We start from the raw sequence: 21,769 nt of genomic DNA on the forward strand, positions 1-21,769 counted from the left end.
GTATTACCTTGTATTTCCAAGGCCTAGAGAATCACCTGATGCTCGGCCTGCCCCCGGATTGATACTTCCACAGCAAACAGTTTGCCGGCGTGGGGTTCAGCGGCGAGCTGGTCGTTATCCAGGCCTTCGCGTGCGGAGGTGACGAACAGCGTCGACAGGTTGGGCCCTGCCAATGCCGGGCAGGATATCTGTGAGGCGGGAAACGCCAGGGCCTGCAGGAACTGACCATTGCTGTCGTAACAGGCCACCCGCGAAGCGCCCCACTGCGCGTTCCACAGCCGTCCCTGTGCGTCGACCACGGCGCCATCGGGATTCAAACCGGCCGCGCGACAATCGACGAACGGCTGCTGCTCGCCGCTCGGCCAGCCATCCTGCTCGTCCAGCGCCTGACGCCAGATCTGCTGGCGATGGGTATCGGCGAAGTAGGCGAAGCGGCGATCCGGCGAGAAACAGATGGCGTTGCTGATGGTGATATCGGCGAACAGCCGACGCAGCTCACCCCGATAATAGCGATAGATGGCACCAGCCTGGGGCTGGGCTTCGAGGCCCATGGTGCCGATCCAGAAACCGCCCCAGGGATCGGCGCGTCCATCGTTGGAGCGGGTCAGCGGGTTGTCCGCCTCCAGGGCGCAGATCGGCGCGCGCGCGCCGCTGCGCAAATCGAAGATCGATAGTGCCGTTTCGCTGGCCATCAGCAGGCGGTCGTTGTCGATCCAGCCAGCCGCGGAGGCACGCTCATCCAGCGACCACTCCAGCGACTGGCCATCGCGCCGGCTCAACAGACGCCTGCCAAGGATATCGAACCAGAACAACTGCTCCCGCAGCGGGTGCCAGAACACGCCCTCGCCCAGGGTGCAGGCCCGTGAATCGGCGATGCGCGCGGCGCTACTGCCGTGGGGATTAGCGGTCATGTCCAGGTGCCTCCTCAAATGTGCTGGTGCGCAGCCGCCAGGCAGGCCAACTCCTGCTTAATGGCTGTCCTTGGGAACACCGGCGCCACGGCAACCCTTGAGAAAATCGAAGTCCGCCCCGCTGTCGGCGCCCTGCACGTGGTCATGGAACAGCTTGATGTAACCGCTGGCCGGCGGTTTGACGCTCGGCTGCCACTCAGCCAGGCGCTGGCGCAGCTCGGCCTCGGGAATATCCAGGTGAATGCGCCGCGCCTCCACGTCGAGTTCTATCATGTCGCCATTGCGCACCACCGCCAGCGGCCCGCCAGCCGCCGCTTCCGGCGTGGTGTGCAGCACCACGGTGCCATAGGCGGTGCCGGACATGCGCGCATCGGAAATACGCACCATGTCGGTGATGCCCTTGCGCAGTACCTTGGGCGGCAGGCCCATGTTGCCCACTTCAGCCATGCCCGGGTAACCACGCGGGCCGCAATTCTTCAGCACCATCACACAGTTTTCGTCGATATCCAGGCTCTCGTCGTTGATCCTCGCCTTGTAGTCGTCGATGTCCTCGAACACCACGGCGCGGCCCCGGTGCTGCATCAGGTGCTTTGATGCGGCCGACGGCTTGAGCACCGCACCGCGCGGCGCCAGGTTGCCGCGCAGCACGGCGATCCCGCCCTTTGCGGTCAGTGCCTTATCGACCGGGCGGATGACGTCTTCGTTCCAGTTGCGCACGCCCTTTACCTCCTCCCAGATGGTCTCTCCGGACACGGTCAGCGCATCCTTGTGCAGCTTGTCACCTTCGCCGAGCATGCGGATCACCACCGGAAGGCCACCGGCGTAGAAGAACTCTTCCATCAGATATTTGCCCGAGGGCATCAGGTTGACGATGGTCGGGATGTCCCGGCCGAGGCGGTCCCAGTCGTCCAGGGTCAGGTCGACGCCGACGCGACCGGCAATGGCCAAGAGGTGGATCACCGCGTTGGTCGAGCCGCCGATGCTGCCGTTGACGCGGATGGCGTTTTCGAAAGCCTGGCGGGTCATGATGTCGGAGGGTTTCAGGTCGTCCTTGACCATCTGTACGATGCGTCTCCCGGTCAGGTGAGCCATCACCCGGCGGCGACTGTCCACCGCGGGGATCGCCGCGTTGCCGGACAGCGCCATGCCCAGCGCTTCGGCCATGCTGGCCATGGTGCTGGCGGTGCCCATGGTGTTGCACGAGCCCGGCGAACGCGACATCGACTGCTCGGCCTCGAGGAAGTCTTCGCGGCTCATCTTGCCGGCCTTGATGTCTTCGGACATCTGCCACAACGCGGTGCCGGAACCGACACGCTCGCCACGAAACCAGCCGTTGAGCATCGGCCCGCCGGACACCACGATGGCCGGAATGTCGACGCTGGCGGCGCCCATCAGCAGCGCCGGGGTGGTCTTGTCGCAACCGGCCAGCAGCACCACACCATCCAGCGGGTTGGCGCGCAGCGCTTCCTCCACGTCCATCGCCGCCATATTGCGGTACATCATCGCGGTCGGGCGCAGCGAACTTTCGCCGGCCGAGAACACCGGAAATTCCAGCGGCAGGCCGCCGGCCTCGTAGATGCCATGCTTGACCCGCTCGGCCAGGTCACGCAGGTGCGCATTGCAGGGCGTGAGCTGCGACCAGGTGTTGCAGATGCCGATCACCGGGCGGCCGTCGAACAGGTCGGCCGGCAGGCCCTGGTTCTTCATCCAGCTGCGATGGTAAATGTGATCACGCGAGTCGCCACCGTACCATTCGGTGGAGCGCAGCTTGCGGGGCCAGGCTGCCGGTTTGAAGGTGCTCATACCCAACCTCCGTCGACGATGAAATTCTGCGCGGTGCACATGGCCGCCGCGTCGGATGCCAAAAACAGCGCCATGTCGGCGATATGCTCGGGCAGGAGCTGGCCGGGCATGCACTGGTTCTGGCGAATCTGCTCCTTGGCCGTTTCGTCGACCCACATGGCCAACTGCTTCTCGGTCATCACCCAGCCCGGCACCAGGGTGTTGACGCGGATGCGATCCTTACCCAGATCCCGCGCCAGGCCACGGGTCAGCCCGTGGGTGGCGGCCTTGCTCGCCGCGTACACCGGGTAGCCGGCCGAGGCCATCATCCAGCCCACCGAGCCGAAGTTGATGATCGAGCCCCCGCCGGCCTGGCGCATCATCGGCACCACGGCCTGGGCGGCGAAGGTGGCGTGGCGCAGGTTCACGGCAATCAGATTGTCGAAGCGTTCCATGCTGATCGAATCCAGCGCGTGGCGTACATCATTGGCGGCGTTGTTGAGCAGCACGGTAATTGGCCCGAACTGCTCGGCGACCTTGTGAATGGCAGCCTGGTAGGCCTTGACGTCGGTGATGTCGCAGCGCAGGAAAAGTACCTGATGCCCAGCTTCTGTCAGCTCACTGGCCAGGGCCATGCCATGCTTGTCGTCGATGTCGACGAAGGCGGTACGCGCGCCCTGCCGCGCGAACGCCGTGACCAGCGCGCGGCCGATGCCGGTGGCGCCACCGGAAATCAGCACGGTGCGCCCGGCCAGGTCGGCGTAAACCGCCTTGCCCGAAGGTTGATTGTGGCTGTTCATGGCCTGCTACCTCATGTTCATCCTGCGGCGCCCGGCTGTGCCCGGCGCCAGCGGTACTGCGGAAATGGTTGGCTATGGCGACTCAGCGTCCGCTAACGGGACTTGCTCTTGTTGACAACGTCGAAGATCACCGCGGCCAGCAGCACCAGGCCCTTGATTACCTGCTGCCATTCGATGCCGATGCCGAGAATCGACATGCCGTTATTCATTACCCCCATGATCAGGGCACCGATCACCGCGCCGATGATCTTGCCGACGCCGCCGGACATCGACGCGCCGCCGATGAACACCGCTGCGATCACGTCCAGCTCGAACGACACGCCGGCCTTGGGCGTCGCGGTGTTGAGCCGCGCGGCGAAGATCATGCCGGCCAGGGCCGCGAGCATGCCCATGTTGACGAAGGCGAAGAAGGTCAGGCGCTCGGTGTTGATACCCGACAGCTTGGCCGCCTTGACGTTGCCGCCGATGGCGTAGATGCGCCGGCCCAGCGTGGTGCGGTTGGTCAGGAAGGTGTAGGCGCTGATCAGCAGGGCCATGATGATCAGCACGTTCGGCAGACCGCGGTAGGTGGCCAGCAGGTAGGCAATGTAGACGATGGCGCCGGCGATCAGCAGGTTCTTGACCGCGAAGAACACACCTGGCTCGTCGACGATGCCGTAGCGTTTGGCGCGCCTACGTCCGCGCAGCGCCAGGTAGATGATCATCGCAGCGGCGAACACACCGAGCACTATGGCGGTCACGTTGGGCCGCTTGACGCCGAAGATGTCCGGGATGAAGCCGTTGCTCATCAGCTGGAAACTGCTGGAGAAAGGGCCGATGGACTGACCGTCCAGTACCGCCAGGGTCAGGCCGCGAAACACCAGCATGCCGGCCAGGGTGACGATGAACGAGGGGATCTGCCAGTAGGCGATCCAGTAGCCCTGGGCTGCGCCGATCAGGCAGCCCATCAACAGGCAAACCGGCACCACCACCGAGGTCGACCAGCCCCACTGCACCATCATCACTGCCGCCGCAGCGCCGACGAAGCCGACCACCGAGCCCACCGACAGGTCGATGTGCCCGGAGACGATCACCAGCAACATGCCCAGAGCCATGATGATGATGTAGCTGTTCTGCAGCAGCAGGTTGGTAAGGTTGATCGGGCGCATCAGCGTGCCATCGGTGAGCACCTCGAACAGCCCCATGATGACCACCAGGGTCAACAGCATGCCGTAGTCGCGGATATGGCTCTTCATGTGGCCCAACAGCGAGGGTCGCGCCAGGTGTTGGGTTTGAGCGGTTTGAGTGTTGGTTTCCATTGCGTTGTCCTCGCTCACGCCTTGACGATCATCGACATGATCTTTTCCTGGCTCGCCTCTTCACGTGCCAGTTCGCCCAGGAAGGCGCCTTCGTTCATTACGTAGATGCGGTCGCACATGCCCAAAAGCTCGGGCATCTCCGACGAGATGATGATCACGCCCTTGCCGTCAGCGGCGAGCTGGTTGATCAGGCTGTAGATCTCGAACTTGGCGCCCACGTCGATGCCGCGGGTGGGCTCGTCGAGAATCAGCACTTCGGGCTTGGCGAACAGCCATTTGCTGAGCACCACCTTCTGCTGATTACCGCCCGAGAGGTTGAGCACCTTCTGGAATACCCCCGGCGTGCGGATGTGCATGGCCTCGCGGTACTGCTCGGCAACCCGGCGCTCTTCGTGCTCGTCGATCACGCCGTGGCTGGAGACACCCGGCAGGTTGGCCAGGGTGGTGTTGCACTGGATGCTTTCGTCGAGCACCAGTCCCAGGGACTTGCGGTCTTCGGTGACGTAGGCGATGCCGTTGTCCACCGCGCGGCGCACGGTCGACACGTCGATCTCTTTGCCGCGCAGGTGCACGGAACCGGAAATATTGCGCCCGTAGCTCCTGCCGAACACGCTCATGGCCAGCTCGGTGCGCCCTGCCCCCATCAGCCCGGCGATGCCGACCACTTCACCGGCGGCAACGCGCAGGTTGACGTTGCGGATCATCTGCCGCGAAGCCGACTCCGGGTGCCAGACGTTCCAGTCGCGGATTTCCAGCAGCGTCTCGCCGATCTGCGGCGTGCGCTCCGGGTAGCGGTTCTCCATATCGCGACCGACCATGCCGCGGATGATGGTTTCTTCACTGACCGCTTCGGTGTGGCAGTCCATGCTGCTCACCGAGGCGCCGTCGCGCAGCACAGTGATGCTGTCAGCAACGCGGCTGACTTCATTGAGCTTGTGGGAAATCAGGATCGAGGAAATGCCCTGGGCGCGGAACTCCAGCAGCAGGTCGAGGAGCTTCTGGCTGTCGTTTTCCTGCAGCGCCGCGGTGGGCTCATCGAGGATCAGGAGCTTGACGTCCTTGGCCAGCGCCTTGGCGATTTCCACCAGTTGCTGCTTGCCCACGCCGAGCTTCTCCACCGGCGTGGTGGCGATCTCGTCGAGGCCGACCTTGCCCAGCAGCACCTCGGTGCGCCGGTATACCTCGGGCCAGTCGATCACGCCGCCACTGGTAATTTCGTTACCGAGAAACAGGTTTTCGGCGATGGACAGCAGCGGCACGAGCGCCAGCTCCTGGTGGATGATGATGATGCCTTCACGCTCGCTGTCACGAATGCCGGTGAACGCCAGCGGCTTACCTTCGTAAATGATCTCGCCGTCGTAGCTGCCGTGCGGATAGACGCCGCTGAGCACCTTCATAAGAGTCGACTTGCCGGCGCCATTCTCGCCGCACAGCGCGTGAATCTCGCCACGACGCACCTTGAGGTTGACGTTGTCGAGCGCCTTCACGCCCGGAAACGTCTTGGTGATACCGCGCATTTCCAGAATGATGTCTTGCTGCATGGTTTTATCCGTCCGCTAGGCACGCGCCAACCGCAGCGCGCGCGCCATGCTCAGGTAAACAAGGGGTAAGGGACCGGCAGCGGGCCGCGCTGCCGGCAGGGACGTTTACTGGATCTGGTCCTTGGTGTAATAACCGCTGTCGATCAGCACCTTTTCCCAGTTGCTCTTGTCGACCGTGACCGGCTGCAGCAGGTAGGCCGGCACCACTTTCTTGCCGTTGTCGTAGGTCTTGGTGTCGTTGATCTGCGGCTCGCTGCCCTCAAGCAGCGCCCTGACCATGCCGACGGTCACCTCGGCAAGCTGGCGGGTGTCCTTGAATATCGTCGAATACTGCTCGCCAGCGAGGATCGATTTCACCGACGGCACTTCCGAATCCTGGCCAGTGACGATCGGCATCGGCATGTCGCCGGAGCCGTAACCGACGCCCTTCAGGGACGACAGCACACCTATGGAGATGCCGTCGTAGGGCGACAGCACGCCGTCGAGGCGCTCCTTGGTGTAGTTGGCGGACAGCAGGTTATCCATGCGTGCCTGGGCGGTGGCGCCGTCCCAGCGCAGGGTGCCGACCTTGCCCATGCCGGTCTGCCCGGAGAGGATCTTGATCTCGCCCTTGTCGATCAAAGGCTGCAGCACCGACATGGCGCCGTCATAGAAGAAGTAGGCGTTGTTGTCGTCCGGCGAGCCGCCGAACAGCTCGACGTTGTAGGGGCCAGGGCCGCGCGCCTGCATGCCCTTGAGCAGGGATTCGGCCTGCAGCACGCCGACCTTGGTGTTGTCGAAGGTGGCGTAGTAGTCGACATACTCGCTGTCGCGGATCAGGCGGTCATAGGCGATCACCTTGATGTCCGCGGCGTTGGCGTTTTCCAGGGCATTGGTCAGGGTGGTGCCGTCGATGGCGGCGATGACCAGAACGTTGACACCCTTGACCATCATGTTCTCGATCTGCGAGACCTGTGTGGGAATGTCGTCTTCGGCGTACTGCAGGTCGGCCTTGTAGCCGGCTTTTTCCAGCTGCTTGACCATGTTGTCGCCATCATTGATCCAGCGAGAGGATGACTTGGTCGGCATGGCGATTCCGACGAAGCCCTTTTCGGCCGCGCCGACGGAAGCGGCACTGATCAGGGTGGCGCCCATGGCCATGGCGGCCACAAGTTTACGGATTGCGTTCATTCAGCTTCTCCTGGCGACGCCTGGCGCACTCAGGAGCGCGCGACTTCGCGATTATTGTTGTTGGTTCAACGAAGAGCTCAAAGCAGCCCTGACGATAGAAGCGCACCCCATATCAAGCAAATTCGTATTTTGCGCAGCTTCATACCAATACTGGTATGTTGTTGTTAGTCAAACAGGCGCTTCCACGCCGCCTGCACCCCGATAACGAGCGCCACCATGGACATCGGCATCGCCCGCCACCTGAAGATTCCCCAACTACGCTTGATCGCTGCCATCGCCGAACACGGCCAGCTCGGCCTGGCCGCAGACGAGCTGACCGTCAGCCAGCCTGCCGCCTCGCGCATGCTGGCTGAGATCGAACACACCCTCGGCGCGCGTCTGTTCGAACGTCATGCCAAGGGTATGGTACCGACGCTGATCGGCCGCGCCCTGGCCCGCCGCGCGCACAACATGCTGGTGGAACTGCGCGACCTGGCCCAGGACGTCGAGGAGCTCAAGCGCGGCGAAGGCGGCATGACCACGGTCGGTGCCGTGACCGGTGCGGCGGTGGGCTTCGTGATTCCCGCCATCCGCCAGCTCAAGGCGATGTCGCCGCGCGCCGACGTGCATGTCAACGTGGCCGCTAGCGACGAACTGGTGCACGACCTGGCGGCTGGCAAGAACGACTTCGTGCTGGCCCGCCTGCCCCGCGGCGTCAACCCGGCAGATTTCGAGATCTACCCGGCGCGCACCGAAACCCTGAAACTGATCGTGCGTCAGGATCACCCGTTGGCCAACGTCGACCAGGTGACGCTGCACGATCTATCACCCTACGAATGGGTAATGCAGAGCCACCGGACGCCGATTCGCGAGGCGATGGAAACCGCCTTTCTCAGCGTTGGCGCACCATTGCCGACCAACATCACCAACACCACTTCACTGCTGGCGATGATCGCCATCCTGGTGTCGTCGTCGGCCATCGCGCCGCTCGCCAGCGAAGTGTCGGACCTGCTGCTCGGCGATCAGGTCGGCGCCAAGCTCAAGGTGCTGCCGCTGAACGTGGTCATCGAGATGTCGCCCTACTACCTGTTGCTGGTCAAAGGGCGTGAACTGTCGCCAGTGGCCAATCGCTTGCGCCGGCTGGTCACCGCAGCGCTGAACAAATGACCCGCACAAACGAAAACGGCCTGCGCAAGGCAGGCCGTTTCGAGTGTGACAGGCGACTTACTTGAGTACTGCCAGGGCCGCAGCGTAGTCCGGTTCGTGGGCGATTTCACCAACCAGCTCGCTGTGCAGTACCTTGTCCTGCTCGTCCAACACCACCACGGCGCGTGCAGCCAGGCCGGTCAGCGGGCCGCTGGCGATGGCAACGCCGTAGTTCTTGAGGAAGTCGGCACCACGCAGGGTGGACAGGTTGACCACGCTGTCCAGACCTTCGGCTCCACAGAAACGTGCCTGGGCGAACGGCAGATCGGCGGAAATGCACAGCACCACGGTGTTGTCCAACTGGCTGGCTTCGGCATTGAACTTGCGCACGGAACTGGCGCAGGTCGGGGTATCGACGCTCGGGAAGATGTTAAGCACCTTGCGCTTGCCGGCCAGGCTGGCCAGGGTGACGTCGCTCAGGTCGCCGGCGACCAGGCTGAAAGCAGGCGCCTGTTGACCGGCCTGCGGCAGTTGACCGTCGACCTGCACCGGATTGCCTTTGAGAGTGACTTGCGCCATGGGAGTTTCCTTATCGTTCAGGGAGTTGAAGGGGCCAACGGCCCGTAGAATGGCAGGTCACGGCCCGACCACGGGTGCAGCCTAGCGCAGAAGCGGCGCCGATACACCCGGGGCCAAGTAGGGATTTAGCGAACGATCGGGCGGCCATCAGAAATCCCGCCGGTAGAACAGGTCGAGCGAACTGGCCAGCCCGCTGGCCGCTTCCAGATACAGGCGCCGGCTCAGTTCGTAACGCAGGGCAATGGTATTGGCCGGCTCGAATACCCCAACGCCATAACGCAGGCTAAGACGCTCGGTGATGTTACCGCTGGCCACTACGCTGGTGGTCACGCCGCTGCCTTCGGTGTCGAGCTGGAAATCCTGAATGCCCAGGCTGTTGGCCAAACCGGTGGTGAGCGAACTGCTGCCCGCCAGACCGAGCGCCAGCGCAGCCTGGCCGAGCATGTTGTTATCGCCCGAGCTTTGCCCCAAGGGTCGACCCAGTACCAGATAGGACAATGCCTGCTCCTGGCTCATGGCCGGTTCGGCGAACACCGTGGTCGTGGGTTGCTCGGCATTGCCGGACAGACGAATCCCGGCGACGACCGTGTCGACCCGGCGAATAGCCTCCACATCAAGGAACGGCTGATCGATGGGCCCGGTGAACAACAGGCGCGCGCGGCGAATGGTCAGGCGCTGGCCGTAGGCGCGATAGCGACCGTTGGCCAGTTCCAGTTCGCCGCGCGTATCGAGGTTATCGCCGATATGCACACGCCCGCGCAGATCCGCAGTCAGACCGAAGCCGCTGAAGGCCAGCTTGTCCTGCCCCACCTCGACATCGACATCCATGGCGATGCCCAGGCCCTGCTCGGCTTCGGGCACTTCGCGACCGACCACTCGCGCGTCGCCCGAGACCTTCACTGTCGATGGCGGCAGCTCACGTACGCTGATCAGTCCGCGCGGCACGCCCACCTTGCCACTGACCGCCAGACTCCGGGCACGCAGTTGCAACTGCAGATCAGGCTCGACTTCCAGCTCGGCATAAGGCTCGACCTTCACCGGCAGGCGCTGCCCCTGCACCGACAGGTCGCCGGTAAGGCCTTCGGCCCAGTTGAATTCGCCACGCAGGTTGCCTCGCCCCTGCTCGCCGCTGCGCCAGTCCCCGGAAAGCTGCACCTGCTCCCCCGCGATCAGCGCCTGCAGCTGCAAGCCCTCCACGCTCACCGGCAGTTCGCTGCCGGACAGCTCGCCGCCTTCCAAACGCAGCTGACCGTTGATCTGCGGTGCCAGGAGATGGCCGCTTATGCTGCCGCTGCCCAACAGCGTGCCCTCGAGCTTCTCCGCCATTGGCACGAAGGGTCGCAGCACAGCAAGATCGAAGCCGCTCAGGCGAAACTGGCCGTTAACCGGCTTGTTCGCCGGACGCGGGTCGATCTGCGCCTGCAACACCAGCTCCCCCAGACGCCCACTGACGAAGCGCAATTCACTGTCCACACGCTGCGGGCGCAGCGTACTGTCCAGACGCAGGCTGTCGTAGGGGAAATCCAGCCACTGCTCGTCATCCGGCTGGCGAATACGCAGGTTGCCGCCGCTGGCGTCGAGCGTGACCTGGCCGTTGGGGCCGCTGTCGGGCAGCTCGACCTTGAGCTGACCACTCAGGCGCCCCTGCCAGGCGAAATCCTCGGGCAGCCAGGGCTGCAGGCTGGCCAGCGGGAAGTTCTCCAGGCGCCAGTCCAGGCTGGGCTGCGGCATCAGCCGCTGCTGGCCGCCGCACAGGCTGGCATCGCCGGACTGCCAGCAATGTGCACCCAGGTTGAGCCGGCCACTGGCCAGGCGCTCCAGGCTCGCGGCCTGCTGCAGCTGCCAATCCTGCCCGCCACTCTGCACCCGGCCGCTGGCGATGCGCCCGCGCCAGTCGCCCTGCTCGCTCAAGTTACCGTCCAGGGCCAGCGCCAGTTGCAGCAGCGGACCTTGCAGGTCGATATCCAGCGCCTGGCGCCGCTGGTCGCCACGCCCCTCGGCCTGCAGGCGTCCGAGATAGGTATCGCCGATACGGATACCGCGCAGATTCAGGTCGATACGCGCCTGCTGCCGAGCATCCAGTATCGCGTCCAGCTTCAGGCGACGCAGGCTGGGGTCGCCGAACGCGAGGCGCTCGCCCGTCAGCGCCAGTTGGCCTTGCGGCGCCTGCAAGGTCCCGGCCAGGGAAAGCTGCCCCTGCACCTGGCCCTGCAAACCGGGCCAGAGCTGTCCCAGGCGCGGCAGGGCCAGCTCAAGCTGGCCGCGCAGGCGCTGATCCAGCGCACCCTGGCCGCTGACCCGATTGTCGCCAAGGCGTACCAGCAACCGCTCCAGCTGCCACCGCTCTCCGTTGCCTGCGCCCTGCACCTGCAACTGCGCCGGCTGGCCACGCAGGCGGCCATTGAGGTCGATATCGGCTTGCGCCTGCAGCGCACCGGCGTCGAAGCTACCCGATGTGTTCAGCGGGCCGGCCAGATTGCCCGGCATTTCCGCCAGCCAGTAACCGGGGTCCAGAGCGCTGAGCTGCAACATGGCCTGCCACTCGATGCCCTCGGCAAACCCCAGCTTGAGCACCCCTTCGGCCCGGCCCTGGCCGGCTATCAGCTGCAGTTGCGGCAGGCTGACCTGGCCAAGATCGCCACTGATCGGGCTGCTCAGGCTGAAGTCACCCGCAGGCCCCTGCAGTTGCGCGGCGAAGTTACCCAGGTAGTCGCCTTCGCTGTAGCTGATTTCGGCCTGCAAGGTATGCAGCGCCACCGGTGGCGGCTCGTCCATCGGGTAGAGGCGCTGCCAGGGAAAATCCAGCCAGTCCAGCTGCGCATCGATGGTGAGCGCTTCGCTCCAGGCGAGCTTGCCCTCGACCTGCACATGCTGCGTTTCGGCCTGGATACGCAGCAGTTCTACATCCGCGCCGGCAGCATCGACCCGCCCTTTGAGTTGCAACGGCATCGGCGCCTGCTCGGCGGGCAGGCTCGCTGTGCCGTCGACGCGATAGCCGGCCGCCAGGTCGCCTTTGGCCTGCAGTTGTACATCCTGCAGGCGCAGGGTCGCTGGCAAGGCGCTGCTGGCCTGGAAGTCGCGGCTGGTCAGGCGCAGCTCGGCCGGCAGATTCTCGGCCAGGGCCTGCACCTTGCCTTGCAGGCGTGCGTCGAGATAACCACTGCTATCCGCTTCGATTTCCAGGCTGCGCTGCAGCTCGCCGCCGATCTGCAGCGCCACCTGCCAGGGTTTGCCGTCGACTTCCGGTAATTGCAGGCGCCCACTCAATGCCAGCGGCCAGTCGCCTTGCGGAGTCAGGCTGCCGCTGACATCCAGGCGCAGGTCATCACGTTGCAGGGCCAGGCGCTGCAGCCCGACGCCCTGCTCGTTCCAGCTTGCTATCAGCTGCAGATCGCTCAACTGCGCCTGGCCATCCACGCGCAACTCACCCAGCTGAATGTCACCCAGTTGCAGGCGCAGCGGCAGGTTCAGGCTCGGCAGGCTGAGCGGCTCACCACTGGCCTCAGTGCTTGGCGGCAGACCGAGCGCTGCCTGTTGCAGATGCAGGCGGTCAATGCACAACGTCAGGCGTAACAGGCAGGACGGCGACCAGGCCATGTCCAGTTGCTGCAGCTCCACATGCGTCTCGTCCTGCTGCCAGGTCAGCGCATCGGCCTGCCAGGCACCGCCCAGGCGTCCCGTGAAGTTGTCGACCTGCAGGCCAGGCACATGGGCCAGCAACCAGCGGCTACCCGTCTGGGTACCGAGAATCGCCCATAGCGCGGCGCCAATCATCAGCATCAGGCCGAGCACACCGGCAGCCAACCATTTCAGCAGGCGCCGGATCATAATTCAGGCCCCATCGAGAAATGCAGACGCACGCCGCCGTCATCATCCAGCGCATGGGCCAGATCCAGGCGCAGCGGACCGACCGGCGAAACCCAGCGTACGCCGAAGCCGACCCCGGTCTTGAGGGTGGGGAACTCCAGCGAGTTGAAGGAATTGCCCTGGTCGATGAAGGTCGCCAGGCGCCACTTGTCGGTAAGGCTGTACTGATACTCGGCACTGGCGGCGAACAGGTAGCGGCCGCCGATCTTGTCGCCGCGATTGTTTTCCGGCGACAGGCTCTGGTAGTCGTAGCCGCGCACGCTCTGATCGCCGCCGGCGAAGAAACGCAGCGATGGCGGCACCGCCGAAAAACCGTTGGTTTCGGTGCCGCCGAACTGCACGCGGCCGAGCAGACGGTGATTGTCGAACACCGTAGTCAGCCCCTTGAGCATGACGTTGCCGTGCAACACATTGGCATCGGAAAGCACGCCGTCGACGGCGCCACGCAGATCGAACTGCACGCGGTAGCCCTGGTTCGGATCGAGACGATTGTCACTGCGCAGCAGCGAATAGCTGACGCCCGGCATCAGCAAGGTGCTCAGTCCGGAATCGTCGCCCAGCCGGTATTCCTCGCGCTGCCACTTGACCGACAGCACGCGCTGCCAGCCACCGGGACGCTGGCTGTGCCATTCCGGGCCAAGGGTGAGCAGACGACTCAGGCTGTCCTTGCTGGCCAGCTCTTCATATTGATAGCCACCGGCCAGACGCAGCTTGTCGGTCAAAGGTGGATCACCGGGAATGTCGTACCACAGTCCGACGTTTTGCCGCGGCGCGGACAGCTCGGTTTCCACCCCATAGCTGTGCCCCTGCGGGTTGCGCCAGTGACGTGTCCAGTTGGCGCGCAGGCGCGGCCCGACGTCGGTGGAAAAGCCCAGCCCCAGCCCCATGGTGCGCGGCTCGCGCACCTGCAGCGCCACCGCAATCGGAATGCGCAGCTGATCGGCCTGGGTGGGAATGGCATCGACCCTTACGGATTCGAAATAGCCGCTGGACTGTAGCGCCTGGTACAGCTCGGCGATCAGCTCGGAGTCGTAAGGTGTGTCGGGATCGAACGGCACCATGCGCAGCAGCAGTTCTTCATCGAACGGGAAATCACCGCTGAAGGCGATATCCCCCAGGCTGTAGCGCGGGCCACTGCTGAACACCAGCTCGATGTCAGCCACCCCGGCTGCCGGATCGATCTGCAGACGCTGGCGGGTGAAGCGGCCATCGAAGAAGCCATAGCGCGAGGCCTGGTTCTGAATCAGCCGCTTGGCATCCTCGTAGCGCCCGTGGTTGAGCACCGAGCCTGGCTGCAGGCGACTGGCCTGGGGGACACGAAAGGCCGATAGCTCACTGGCCGGCCCTTCGATGCGAATGTCCACGTTGCGCAGGCGAACACGCTCGCCCGGCTCGACTTCGAGTACCAGACGCGGTGTTTCGCCCTCTTCGATACGGCTGCGAATGCGCGCCTGGTAATACCCCAGGGCCTGAGCCGCCTTGTCCGCCTCGTTTTCGGCGATACGCCGCAAACGCCGTAACGACTGCGCATCACGGCCATCGAGGCTGCCGACGTAACCTTCGATATTGGCCTTGAGAGCCGAATTGTTTGGGGTGATCCGTACGTCCAGCTCGCTGGCGGCCAAGGCGCCCGTACTGATCAGCAGCAGCGCCAGGCTGCGCTGAAAATATCCATATACGCTCATGGCGAAGGATGCTACCACGGAGCGGAGCCTACGCCAGAGCCGCTGCGTTCATGCCAGACAGCCGGAGTTCAGGCGCTGGCTCGCACCACGGGTTGCGGGTTCGGATGAAAGAACACGTGCTCGACCACCGGGCCGATGGCCAGCTCACCGACTTCCTCATAGCCCTGACGCCGGTAGAAGTCCAGGTAGCGGGCATTGCCTGTGTCCAGCACCACACCTTGCGACCCGCTGTCTTGCGCGCACCATTCATGCAGCGCCTCGAGCAGTTGTTCGCCACGGTGCTGGCCCTGAAACTCCGGATGAATGCCCAGTAGCGGCAACACGTGATAGGGACCCGGTGGCAGGCAGGCGAGCACCGCATCGTGGTACTCCAGATAGCGTTTGGTGCAGCCGAAGCCGGTGCTCAGCAGCATGCGCAAGCGCCAGCCCCAGCTCTCGGTGATGTCCAGGCGCCGCTGCGGCGGTGCGATCAGCGCCGCGCCGATCAGACGGTCGTCGATCAGCAGACCGATAGCTGGCAGCTCCTCGGCGAAATGCTGCTGCACCAGCTCGCGAATCGTTGCGCGCACACGCTGGTCGAAGCCGGGGCGCTCGGCCTCGAACAGATAGGCAAAGGTCGGCTCGTGGCGGTAGGCATGGTAGAGCAGCGAACGAACCTCACGCGCGTAACCACCATCGAGCATGCGCACTTCTGCTGGGGTGTTATGGGGCATGGCGGACCTCTGTTGTTATAGGTTGTGTGTGGGTCAGATGCGGTATAGCCAACTTAGCACCACCGCCAGGCACCTGCCAGGCACCTGCCAGGCGCTGGCCGCCGGCGCCGAGGATCGGCTAGCATCGCCACCTAATCCAAGAGTCGCACCGCGACGCCTTCCTTGTACCCTTCTCCTTCCGGAGAACGCGGCGCGAAACGCCGGACGAGGGAAAGCGTGCCGCGTAGGCTCTTATCATCCGGGGTGCCTTGCGTGGCATGCCCGCCAGCCCAGGACCCGCTGCCCATGAAAATCGTCTCCTTCAATATCAATGGCCTGCGTGCGCGCCCTCATCAATTGCAGGCGTTGATCGAAAAGCACCAGCCGGATGTGATCGGCCTGCAGGAAACCAAGGTGGCCGATGACCAGTTCCCTGAGGCGGAGATCCGCCAGCTCGGTTACCACGTGCATTACCACGGCCAGAAAGGCCACTATGGTGTCGCCCTGCTTTCGCGCCAGGCGCCATTGAGCCTGCACAAGGGTTTCCCCGGTGATGGCGAGGACTCCCAGCGGCGCTTCATCTACGGCACCTTCGCCGACGCCGATGGCAACCCCATCACCGTGATGAACGGCTACTTTCCGCAGGGGGAGAGCCGCGACCATCCGGTGAAGTTCCCGGCCAAGCAACGCTTCTATGCCGATCTGCAACAATTGCTGGTGGAGCGCTTCGACCCGCAGCAGGCGCTTGTGGTGATGGGCGATATCAATATCAGTCCCGAAGATTGCGATATCGGCATCGGCGAGCCCAACCGTCTGCGCTGGCTGAAAACCGGCAAGTGCAGCTTCCTGCCGGAAGAGCGTGAATGGTTGACGACCCTGAAGAACTGGGGCCTGGTGGACAGCTTCCGCCACCTTAACCCCGAGGTGAATGATCGCTTCAGCTGGTTCGACTACCGCAGCCGTGGCTTCGAGGACGAGCCCAAGCGCGGCCTGCGCATCGACGTGATCCTTGCCAGCCAGCCACTGCAGAAACGCTTCAAGGACGCCGGCATCGACTATGACCTGCGCAGCATGGACAAGCCCTCGGATCACGCGCCGGTCTGGCTGGAGCTGGGCTGACAGTCCGTTGAAAAACCCGTCGATACGCCGAACCTGTAGCAGCGGCGCCCCGCTGCGACCCCCGGGCGCTGCCGATTCGAAAAGCTACGCCCCCGGGCGCTCTTCCAGGAAAGACGGCTCAGGGACCGACCCTGACCTGATCGGCATCACCCTGTGCGACGCCTCAAGCGCGGCGTCGCGCAAGGCAGAGCCGGCCCGGTCCTCACTTGCGCCCAGGCACAACCTGTCTGTCATATAACCGCAACCTGACCGACTTAATCTGCGCGGCACCCTGTCCCACCCACTAGAAGGTGCCTGCCGCATGCCGCGCGCCCTGCCCCAACTCGATTGCGACCTCTGGGGTCGCACGCTGTCTTTGCTGGTCATCGGTTTCATCTGCTACGCCCTTCCGCTGTCGGTTTTCGCCGCACTACCGGCCTTTCAAGGCAATCAGCCCGTGTTGCGCATCCAGGGCTCCAACACCATTGGCGCGAAACTTGGCCCGGAGCTGATCAAGGGCCTGTTCGAAGCCCAGGGCCTGCGCGATATCCGTAGCGAGGCTGGCGCCCGGGAAAACGAGCAGCGCATCATCGGTCGTCAGGCCGATGGCCGTAATGTGATCGTCGAAGTGGCCGCCCATGGTTCCGGCACCGGCTTCGCCTCACTGCAAAATGGCAGCACCGACCTGGCTGCCTCCTCGCGCCCGATCAAGGACGGCGAAGCCAGCAGTCTGGCCAACCTCGGCGATCTGCGCAGCCCGCAAAGCGAGCAGATCATCGCCATCGACGGTCTGGCGATCATCGTCCACCCCGGCAACCCGATCAGCGCCCTCAGCGTGGATCAGATCGCTCAACTGTTCTCCGGCGAAATCAGCGACTGGGCCGCCCTGGGCGGTAAGCCCGGCAAGGTGCAGCCGTATGCACGCGACGACAATTCCGGCACCTACGACACCTTCAAGGAACTGGTGCTGGCTGCGGGTGGGCGGACATTGGCTGCAAACGCACGGCGCTTCGAGTCCAGCTCCGAACTTTCCGATCTGGTCAGCAGCGACCCCAACGGTATCGGCTTCATTGGTCTGCCCTACATTCGCCAGGCCAAGGCGGTCGCGGTTGCAGCGGGCAACTCTCAGCCGATGGCGCCGAGCACCACCCTGATCGCCACCGAGGATTACCCGTTGGCGCGCCGACTGTTCATCTACAACGACCCACAGCTGGTAAACCCCTGGGCGCGTGCTCTCATCGACTTCGCGCAAAGCCCCCGAGGCCAGGCGATCGTGGACGGCAGCGGTTTCATCGCGCAAACCGTTCAGGCCGTGAAGGTCACCCCGGAAGCTCAGATGCCTGCGAATTACCGCCAGCTTGCCGAACAGGCGCAACGCCTGTCGGTGAACTTCCGCTTTCAGGAAGGCAGCGCCACTCTGGACAACAAGGCCTACCGCGACCTGCAGCGCGTGCTGGACTACCTCAAGCAACATGACAAGCTGAAAGACAAAGTCGTGCTGGTCGGCTTCGGCGATGCCAAGAGCGACCCGGAGCGCGCCGAGCTACTGTCCAAGCTGCGGGCGATGGCGGTGCGCCGGGAACTGGCCAAGCAGGGTGTGATGTTCCGTGAGATCACCGGTCTCGGGAGCGAGCTGCCAGTGGCCGCCAATGATCAGGACAGCGGCCGTATTCGTAACCGACGCGTCGAAGTCTGGGTCTACTGACGACAAAAATATTCCTTGCCAGGGGGCTTGGCAGTTTCTCGGCGCGGCGTTAGCCTTTGCTTCGCGTGACGCCGGGCCCCTCTGGCGGTGAGTTCCTCACCGTGATGTCGGAGTCACTGAGTCGATTTCTTTCAACTCAGGCAGACATCAGGAGGGCTCATGGACGCTCTACTTGCCTATTTTTCATCCCCCATATTCGGTACGCCCGGCTGGTTCTGGCTGGCCTTTCTGGTACTGATCATCTTCCTGCTGGTACTCGATCTCGGCGTGCTGCATCGCGATCAACATGAGATCGAGATGCGCGAAAGCCTGCTGCTGTATTCCGGTTATTTCAGCGTCGGCGTCGCCTTCGGCGGCTGGATCTGGTGGCAGCTCGGCGGCACCAAGGCGATGGAGTACTACACCGGCTTTCTGGTGGAGCAATCGCTGTCGATGGACAACGTCTTCGTCATGGCGATGATCCTCGGCTACTTCAACATCCCGCGTAAGTACCAGCACCGCGTGCTGTTCTGGGGCATCCTCGGGGTGATCGTGCTGCGCGCCATCATGATCGGTCTGGGCACGGCACTGGTGCAGCAGTTCGACTGGATCCTCTACCTTTTCGGTGCCTTCCTTTTGTTCAGCGGCATCAAGATGCTGCGCAGCAACGACGAAGAAGCTCACCCGGACCTGGCGCAGAATCCGGTGATCCGTTTCGTGCGCAAGCACATTCGCGTGACCGACGACCTGCACGAAGGCAAGTTCCTGGTACGCCTGCAGGACAAGGTCAGCGGCAAGCCACTGCTGTACGCTACCCCGCTGCTGCTGGCGCTGGTGCTGATCGAGCTGGCCGACCTGGTCTTCGCCGTGGACAGCGTGCCGGCCGTGCTGGCCATTTCGCAGGATCCGTTCATCGTCTACACCTCGAACATCTTCGCCATTCTCGGCCTGCGTGCGCTGTACTTCGCCCTGGCTGCGCTGATGCACCGTTTCATCTACCTGAAATACGCCCTGGCCCTGGTGCTGATGTACATCGGCGGCAAGATTTTCCTGCATGATCTGATCAAGGTCCCCGCCCTGCTCTCGCTTGGCGTAACCTTGGGTCTGCTGGCCGGTGGCGTGCTGCTGTCGCTGTTGAAAACGCGAGACAGGGCCAGCTCCATCTGAGGAGAGGCAATGCGCGAAGTCTGCATAGAACTCATCGAACGCCAGGGCCAGCGGCTCTGGCAGGTACGATTCGGGCGACGCGCACTGACCTTTCAGGAAGAACTGGCGGCACGCACCTTCGCTGCGCAACTGCATATGCGCCTCGGCTGGCTGGGCCAGGAGCAGCGCTCGGACGACAGACTGCCCTGATCTTGCAGGCATAAAAGAAGACTCTTCGTATTCTCGCGGGGAGGATGCGCTTGACACCGGACTGGCAAGTTTGTGTGCGTGTCGCTTACTGGCTTAGCACTATTCGTTACCGCGTGCGCTGAGCGCTTGGGTTGCGCCCCTTACGGGCGCCACACCTTTCTTGCTTGCCCAAGAAAGGTGTGCCAAAGAAGGGCACCCCGACATTCGGGTTTCGCTGCGCGAAACTTCCCTCGCTCCGGCGCTGCTCCGGGGGGCGGCTTAATGGGCCATCCATGGCCCATTAAGCCTTTCGCCGCATCCATGCGGCTCACTCCCCTACGCAACACCTCTGCTCGGCCTTCTGAAGGGGACCGGGACGCGAGCTTGCAATATTTCCACAGGCTTAAGCTCGGCGGCGTCTGTTTTTAGGTAGCGATCACGCAGGCGACGCCCAAGTCCCCTTCAGGAGGCCGAGTGGAATCACCGTGGAAGGGGTTGAGCGACATGGATGTCGCGAGAGCCACGATGGGCCAGGGATGGCCCTTCGTGGCGTGCCCCTGGAGCGTTGATGGAACGAGGGAACCCCGGCGCAGCCGGGGCCGGATGGCGGGGTGCCCTTCTCTTTGGTTACTTTCTCTTGGGCAAGCAAGAGAAAGTGACTCGCCCGTAAGGGGCGAAACCCTTCAGATCAGACGACGCGCTAACGGATGGTGCCAGCACCGGCAGCTAACACTTAATTGCCAGTCCGGTCTCAACCTGCACTTTCCTCCGAACTGTGCGAAGAACCGAAAAGAAGAGGCCCGCACAAGCGGGCCTCTTCTTTATATGGAGCCACCGCATCAGCGACTGGCTTTCATCACGTCCCGCGGCACGTACTTGCCGATTTCATACTTGCCGATGGCGGCGCGGTGCACCTCGTCCGGGCCATCGGCCAGGCGCAATGTGCGCTGCATGGCGTACCAGTAGGCCAGCGGGAAGTCATTGGAAACACCGGCCCCGCCGTGCATCTGGATCGCCCGGTCGATCACCTTCAGTGCGACGTTGGGCGCGACCACCTTGATCTGGGCGATCTCGCTGGCAGCGATCTTGTTGCCGACGGTGTCCATCATGTAAGCCGCGTTCAGGGTCAGCAGGCGAGCCTGGTTGATCTCCATACGCGAATCGGCGATGTGGTCGATGTTGCCGCCCAGGCGCGCCAGCGGCTTGCCGAAGGCAGTGCGCGAAACGGCGCGTTTGCACATCAGTTCCAGGGCGCGTTCGGCCATGCCGATCGAGCGCATGCAATGGTGGATACGACCCGGGCCAAGGCGCCCCTGGGCAATCTCGAAGCCGCGCCCTTCGCCGAGCAGCACATTCTCGTAGGGCACGCGCACGTTCTCGAACAGCACTTCGGCATGGCCATGCGGGGCATCGTCGTAGCCGAACACCGGCAGCGGGCGCAGCACGGTGACTCCTGGCGCATCCATCGGCACCAGAATCATCGAGTGTTGCTGGTGGCGCGGCGCGTCGGGATTGGTCAGGCCCATGAAGATCATCACCTTGCAACGCGGGTCGCAGGCCCCGGAAGTCCACCACTTGCGACCGTTGATGACCCACTCATCGCCTTCGCGACGGGCATTGGCCTGCATGTTGGTGGCATCCGACGATGCTACGCCTGGCTCGGTCATGGCGAAGGCGGAGCGAATCTCGCCGCAGAGCAGCGGCTCCAGCCACTGCTGCTTCTGCGCCTCGTTGCCGTAGCGCACCAGCACTTCCATGTTGCCAGTGTCCGGCGCGGCGCAGTTGAAAGGTTCCGGCCCGATCAGCGAGCGGCCCATGATCTCGGCCAGCGGTGCGTACTCGGTGTTGGTCAGGCCCGCACCGTAGTCCGATTCGGGCAGGAACAGGTTCCACAGTCCCTCGGCTTTGGCCTTGCGCTTCAGTTCTTCCATGATCGCGGTCGGCTGCCAGCGGTCGCCCTCGGCCACCTGCTGCTCGAACACCGCTTCGGCCGGATAGACGTGCGCTTCCATGAACGCGGTGACGCGCTCACGCAGCTCTTGAACCTTCGAGGAATAGGCGAAATCCATGGAGATACCTTCTGACGGGTCGGTTTGTGACAAAGGGTGTGACGTTGTGGAAATGATGCTAGAACAGCGCTTAAGATTTATCGAACCTATTTTCAGTATGTATGAACATTCATAACCGATATATGATCGATTG

At 63.6% G+C, this 21,769-nt stretch carries 16 protein-coding genes; 5 read left to right on the forward strand and 11 right to left on the reverse strand.

The annotated features are described in order from the left end of the window. Nucleotides 1–23: 23 nt before the first annotated feature. From DXK50_RS20420 to chvE, 6 genes are all read right to left on the reverse strand, one after another. Nucleotides 24–911 (reverse strand): SMP-30/gluconolactonase/LRE family protein, encoded by an 888-nt coding sequence (locus DXK50_RS20420; protein ID WP_212631557.1) that lies wholly within the window; start codon nt 909–911, stop codon nt 24–26. A gap of 57 nt (nt 912–968) precedes the next feature. Continuing rightward, nucleotides 969–2,714: an L-arabinonate dehydratase gene (gene araD, locus DXK50_RS20425; RefSeq protein WP_212631558.1), complete on the reverse strand. Its 1,746-nt coding sequence runs from the start codon at nt 2,712–2,714 to the stop codon at nt 969–971. Continuing rightward, nucleotides 2,711–3,493: an SDR family NAD(P)-dependent oxidoreductase gene (locus tag DXK50_RS20430; RefSeq protein WP_161867828.1), complete on the reverse strand. Its 783-nt coding sequence runs from the start codon at nt 3,491–3,493 to the stop codon at nt 2,711–2,713. The genes araD and DXK50_RS20430 overlap by 4 nt, the downstream gene beginning before the upstream one ends. A gap of 92 nt (nt 3,494–3,585) precedes the next feature. Continuing rightward, nucleotides 3,586–4,791: a multiple monosaccharide ABC transporter permease gene (mmsB, locus tag DXK50_RS20435; RefSeq protein ID WP_161867827.1), complete on the reverse strand. Its 1,206-nt coding sequence runs from the start codon at nt 4,789–4,791 to the stop codon at nt 3,586–3,588. A gap of 14 nt (nt 4,792–4,805) precedes the next feature. Continuing rightward, complete coding sequence (mmsA, locus tag DXK50_RS20440) at nt 4,806–6,332, reverse strand: multiple monosaccharide ABC transporter ATP-binding protein (protein WP_161867826.1); 1,527 nt, start codon at nt 6,330–6,332, stop codon at nt 4,806–4,808. A 105-nt stretch (nt 6,333–6,437) separates the two neighbouring features. After that, a complete protein-coding gene (gene chvE, locus DXK50_RS20445; protein WP_212631559.1) occupies nt 6,438–7,502 on the reverse strand; it encodes a multiple monosaccharide ABC transporter substrate-binding protein in 1,065 nt (354 codons plus the stop codon). 216 nt (nt 7,503–7,718) lie between these two features. On the opposite strand from chvE, the gene DXK50_RS20450 reads away from it, so the two are divergent. Beyond that, nucleotides 7,719–8,648 (forward strand): LysR family transcriptional regulator, encoded by a 930-nt coding sequence (locus DXK50_RS20450; RefSeq protein ID WP_161867824.1) that lies wholly within the window; start codon nt 7,719–7,721, stop codon nt 8,646–8,648. A gap of 57 nt (nt 8,649–8,705) precedes the next feature. On the opposite strand, the gene tpx is transcribed toward DXK50_RS20450, so the two are convergent. The 4 genes from tpx to DXK50_RS20470 all read right to left on the reverse strand — a co-directional run bounded on the left by tpx (nt 8,706) and on the right by DXK50_RS20470 (nt 15,471). Next, nucleotides 8,706–9,206, reverse strand: coding sequence for a thiol peroxidase (tpx, locus tag DXK50_RS20455; protein WP_161867823.1), 501 nt, complete (start codon nt 9,204–9,206; stop codon nt 8,706–8,708). Between the two features lie 147 nt (nt 9,207–9,353). After that, complete coding sequence (locus DXK50_RS20460; protein ID WP_212631560.1) at nt 9,354–13,034, reverse strand: translocation/assembly module TamB domain-containing protein; 3,681 nt, start codon at nt 13,032–13,034, stop codon at nt 9,354–9,356. Next, entirely contained in the window at nt 13,031–14,758 is a 1,728-nt protein-coding gene (locus DXK50_RS20465) for an autotransporter assembly complex protein TamA (RefSeq protein ID WP_212631561.1), read from the reverse strand. The genes DXK50_RS20460 and DXK50_RS20465 overlap by 4 nt, the downstream gene beginning before the upstream one ends. A gap of 68 nt (nt 14,759–14,826) precedes the next feature. Next, nucleotides 14,827–15,471 carry a GNAT family N-acetyltransferase gene (locus DXK50_RS20470; RefSeq protein WP_212631562.1) on the reverse strand — a complete coding sequence of 215 codons (645 nt, stop codon included), beginning with the start codon at nt 15,469–15,471 and terminating at the stop codon, nt 14,827–14,829. A 285-nt stretch (nt 15,472–15,756) separates the two neighbouring features. Here DXK50_RS20470 and xthA point away from each other — a divergent pair, with 285 nt between their 5' ends. The 4 genes from xthA (at nt 15,757) to DXK50_RS20490 (ending at nt 19,588) form a co-directional block, all read left to right on the forward strand. After that, nucleotides 15,757–16,569 carry an exodeoxyribonuclease III gene (gene xthA, locus DXK50_RS20475; protein WP_212631563.1) on the forward strand — a complete coding sequence of 271 codons (813 nt, stop codon included), beginning with the start codon at nt 15,757–15,759 and terminating at the stop codon, nt 16,567–16,569. 301 nt (nt 16,570–16,870) lie between these two features. Continuing rightward, nucleotides 16,871–18,253, forward strand: coding sequence for a substrate-binding domain-containing protein (locus tag DXK50_RS20480; RefSeq protein ID WP_212631564.1), 1,383 nt, complete (start codon nt 16,871–16,873; stop codon nt 18,251–18,253). A gap of 159 nt (nt 18,254–18,412) precedes the next feature. Then, nucleotides 18,413–19,399, forward strand: a complete 987-nt coding sequence (locus DXK50_RS20485; RefSeq protein ID WP_161867817.1) for a TerC family protein — start codon at nt 18,413–18,415, stop codon at nt 19,397–19,399. A 9-nt stretch (nt 19,400–19,408) separates the two neighbouring features. After that, nucleotides 19,409–19,588 carry a hypothetical protein gene (locus DXK50_RS20490; protein ID WP_161867816.1) on the forward strand — a complete coding sequence of 60 codons (180 nt, stop codon included), beginning with the start codon at nt 19,409–19,411 and terminating at the stop codon, nt 19,586–19,588. Nucleotides 19,589–20,406: 818 nt separating this feature from the next. Here DXK50_RS20490 and DXK50_RS20495 read toward each other — a convergent pair. Beyond that, entirely contained in the window at nt 20,407–21,636 is a 1,230-nt protein-coding gene (locus tag DXK50_RS20495) for an acyl-CoA dehydrogenase (RefSeq protein WP_161867815.1), read from the reverse strand. Between the last annotated feature and the right edge of the window lie 133 nt (nt 21,637–21,769).

Origin of the sequence: Pseudomonas sp. KB-10, assembly GCF_018221585.1 — a bacterium.
GTDB lineage: Bacteria > Pseudomonadota > Gammaproteobacteria > Pseudomonadales > Pseudomonadaceae > Aquipseudomonas > Aquipseudomonas yangonensis.